Raw genomic sequence first — 3,622 nt, 5'->3', positions numbered from 1 at the left:
AGATCAGGAGGAAAAAGGAATCCCTGATTCTGATGAGTGCTTTTAAATACTACGGATAAAGTTTTACCTCTTGCCATATTTAAATATAGGAAGAGTTAATAAAATATTGATTAACAATACATTTTTTATACAAATAAAAGAGGGTGCCTCATTTATTTATGAGACACCCTCATCTGCTGACTGAAAATAAGGTAGTTTGATTACTTGTGCATCAACACATGATCTATCACATGAATAACACCATTACTCTGGTGAACATCTTTGATGGTAACAGTTGCCATACCACCTTTTTCATCTTTTAATACCAGCTTGTTCCCTTGCATCCAGGCCCATAATTTACCACCCTGTACGGTTGTCAATTCTGCTTTCCCGTTTCCTTCCCTGATCTTTTCTGCGAGCGCTTTACTGTCGAGATTACCTGCTACCACATGGTATGTAAGTACTCCCTGCAGCATGGCTTTGTTTTCTGGTTTCAGCAATGTCTCCACCGTGCCTTTGGGTAATTTTTCAAAGGCTTTGTTGGTAGGTGCGAACACCGTGAAAGGACCTGCACCTTGTAATGTTTCGACGAGGCCGGCGGCTTTTACAGCAGCGACGAGTGTCGTATGATCTTTTGAATTGACTGCATTTTCAATGATGTTTTTAGAGGGGTACATGGCGGCTCCTCCTACCATCACTGTTTTTTCCTGAGCCTGAGCGTTGGATGTAATGATTGTTGCAATTGCGAACATTGCAAACAGTGCCAGTTTTTTCATAATTCAATTGTTTTTATTAGGAATATTACAACATTACCTACGGGGGATTTATAGAGTTGGTTTTGTGAAAAATGTTATCTGAAGATTATAATTTTTAGGATGGAAATGGCAAATCCGAAATAAGGTTTTATACGTATGTGCACGGGATTCTTTCCTTCAGTATGGATCAATTGCTATCTCACATTGGACGATGCAACCCCGTGTTTGTTCTGCCCTCACATCCCTCAAAACTGTCCTTACGTCAAACTTTTTTTACCCACCCCGCCATCCTGCCTAATTTGGCTGTATAAACTGAAATTTATGCAAGCAACACCACGTCAGGCCTGGTTGGACTGGATCCGCATCCTTGCCATTTTTGGCGTATTAATATTCCATTCCGCCATGCCTTTTGCCACTGAACTGGGTTGGCATATCCGTAATAAGGAAACCAGTAATATCCTGTTGGAAATGAACATGTGGCTGCACATGTTCCGCATGCCCCTGTTGTTTTTTATCTCAGGTACGGTGAGCTACTACATGATGCAAAGGCGCAGTGCCGGTGGTTTTATTAAATTGCGCATGACGAAATTGTTTGTCCCGTTGCTCTTTGGTATGTTGATCATCGTTCCTCCGCAGGTATATATGGAAAGGCTTACCCAGGGCTTTAAAGGATCGTACCTTCATTTTTACGCGACAATGTTTAGTACCGGTCCTTATCCCAAGGGGAACCTGAGCTGGCATCACCTGTGGTTTATATTATACCTTGTATTGTACGATATCATCTGCGCGCCCGCTTTTGCCTGGATCGTTTCTGCAAAGGGTGCCGGGTTCAGGGAATGGCTGGCATGGTTTGGCAAAGGACAACGTGTCTACCTGCTCACACTACCGGGTATTATTGTATTTACTGCGTTTACGTTGAAATATCCCGAAACCAATACATTCTGGGGCGACTGGGCATATATGGCTTACTGGCTGCTGTTCTTAATTCCGGGTTTCCTGTGCATTGCCAATCCTTTACTGATGGATAGCCTGGAAAGAAACAGGAAAAGTACCTTCATTATTGCTTTTCTCTCCCTGATTGCCATTAATGTGGTACGCTGGAATGATCTTTCTCCCTGGGATGTACTCCCGGACTGGCAGCAGGATTACCGTACTTATGCGTTCATGGCATTGAAAGTGCTCTGTGGCTGGGCCTGGGTACTCACCTGCATCGGTTATGGAAAAAAAAACCTCGACAGGCAACACCCATCCCTCAATTACCTCAACGAGGCCGTATATCCCTTCTATATCCTGCATCAGACCGTGATCGTTATACTGGCGTATTATGTCGTACAGGCACCAGATAGTGTCGGGATCAAGTATATCTTCATCGTGCTGGTTACGCTGGCGATCTGTATGGTGGTCTTTCATCTCTTCATCCGTCCCTACCGGGTTACAAGATGGCTTTTTGGAATGAAAAAGAATCGTAAATTTTCCGCATGAAACTGAAACGGGTAATATTCGCCGGAAGTATCTATGGTCTTGTGACCTACTTCACCATCCGGTTACTGCTAGACACAGTGACCGGGATGAAATTCTGGCAACGCACCTGGCAGTTAAACACCATGGAAATAGGGGTCTGCATCGTGGCGGGCTGGTTATTCGTGATCGGGCAGGATTTCCTGTTCAGGTACTTCGATACCCATTGGGCAAATGAATTTACACGGAAGCGCATACTGAAGGAATTAGGTGCTGTTACCTTGTTTATGCTGTTGATACAGAACGTGCTGATCCTGCCGATTCCTGCTTTCACGGACGATGGGTTGCAGGTGTTCGACTTTGCCGATGTGAACGTGATACCATTGTTGTATGGGTATATCTACTATGGACTGCGAAGAAGCAATGCCTTCCTGAAAGCGTATGTAGATAACCGGCTTAAGCTGGAAAAGGTGATGAACGACCGGCTGCAGGCAGAACTGAAGTTCCTGAAGGCGCAGCTGCACCCGCATTTTTTGTTCAACGCACTGAATACCATTTATTTCCAGATGGACGAAGATGTGCATGCGGCTAAGAAGAGCGTGGAGTTGTTCTCATCATTGATCAGGTATCAGTTATACGACCAGCAACAAACCGTACCTGTCAGGCAGGAACTGGATTACCTGGAAAGTTTTATCAGTCTGCAGCAATTGCGGGCCTCTGAGAAGTTATCTTTGCAGGTTTATTTCGATCCGGCATTGCAGGGACAGATTATTTACCCACTATTATTTTTTCCACTGGTGGAAAATGCATTTAAGTACGTGGGAGGAGCGTATCAATTGAAAATAAATGCCTCTTTAAAGGGCAATCGGATCGTTTTTAAGGTGGAGAATGATATACCACCGGCAATTCATAAAACCGGCGGTATTGGGCTGGAAAACCTGCAAAGACGGCTGGAGCTGCTCTACCCCGGAAGCCATAGCCTGGAAATTGAGCGATCGGAGACTGCTTTTAGAGTCAGACTTGAATTATTTTGAAGCAATTATTATGAAGATATCTTGTATTGTCACGGATGATGAACCATTTGCAAGAAAAGGTTTGCAGGGCTACATTGAGAAAATTGATTTTCTTGATTTAAAAGGCATGTGTGAAAATGCGGTCGAGTTGAATTCATTACTCAGACAGCAGCCGGTGGACGTCCTGTTTTTGGATATCGAGATGCCTTACATGACGGGCATTGAGTTATTGAGAAATTTATCAAAGCCACCAAAGGTTGTATTTACAACAGCGTATGAGAAATACGCTGTACACGGGTATGAACTGGAAGTGCTGGATTATTTACTGAAGCCCATTTCCTTTGACCGGTTCCTGAAAACAGCCAATAAGATCTATGACTATTTTCAACCGCAGGCTGCCGGGAATGATTACTTTTT

General features: G+C 43.9%; 4 protein-coding genes. 3 read left to right on the top strand and 1 reads right to left on the bottom strand.

Annotated features, from left to right (window positions below; genetic code table 11):
- Positions 1–200: 200 nt before the first annotated feature.
- Positions 201–755 carry a fasciclin domain-containing protein gene (locus ABDW33_RS31290; RefSeq protein WP_343694025.1) on the bottom strand — a complete coding sequence of 185 codons (555 nt, stop codon included), beginning with the start codon at positions 753–755 and terminating at the stop codon, positions 201–203.
- A gap of 300 nt (positions 756–1,055) precedes the next feature.
- On the opposite strand from ABDW33_RS31290, the gene ABDW33_RS31285 reads away from it, so the two are divergent.
- The 3 genes from ABDW33_RS31285 to ABDW33_RS31275 all read left to right on the top strand — a co-directional run.
- Positions 1,056–2,216 (top strand): acyltransferase family protein, encoded by a 1,161-nt coding sequence (locus ABDW33_RS31285; protein ID WP_343694024.1) that lies wholly within the window; start codon positions 1,056–1,058, stop codon positions 2,214–2,216.
- Positions 2,213–3,226: a histidine kinase gene (locus tag ABDW33_RS31280; RefSeq protein WP_343694023.1), complete on the top strand. Its 1,014-nt coding sequence runs from the start codon at positions 2,213–2,215 to the stop codon at positions 3,224–3,226. The genes ABDW33_RS31285 and ABDW33_RS31280 overlap by 4 nt, the downstream gene beginning before the upstream one ends.
- A 10-nt stretch (positions 3,227–3,236) precedes the next feature.
- Positions 3,237–3,622, top strand: a 386-nt coding sequence (locus ABDW33_RS31275) for a response regulator (protein ID WP_343694022.1), incomplete at its 3' end; no start/stop codon positions are given.

The sequence above is a fragment of the Chitinophaga sp. genome (assembly GCF_039596155.1).
Classification (GTDB): Bacteria; Bacteroidota; Bacteroidia; order Chitinophagales; family Chitinophagaceae; genus Chitinophaga.
This window is presented reverse-complemented; position numbering and strand designations above follow the sequence as displayed.

Bases quoted from the DNA above. Each gene is read 5' to 3' on its own strand.
- ABDW33_RS31290 (WP_343694025.1), bottom strand. From the start codon at position 755: ATGAAAAAACTGGCACTGTTTGCAATGTTCGCAATTGCAACAATCATT.
- ABDW33_RS31285 (WP_343694024.1), top strand. From the start codon at position 1,056: ATGCAAGCAACACCACGTCAGGCCTGGTTGGACTGGATCCGCATCCTT.
- ABDW33_RS31280 (WP_343694023.1), top strand. From the start codon at position 2,213: ATGAAACTGAAACGGGTAATATTCGCCGGAAGTATCTATGGTCTTGTG.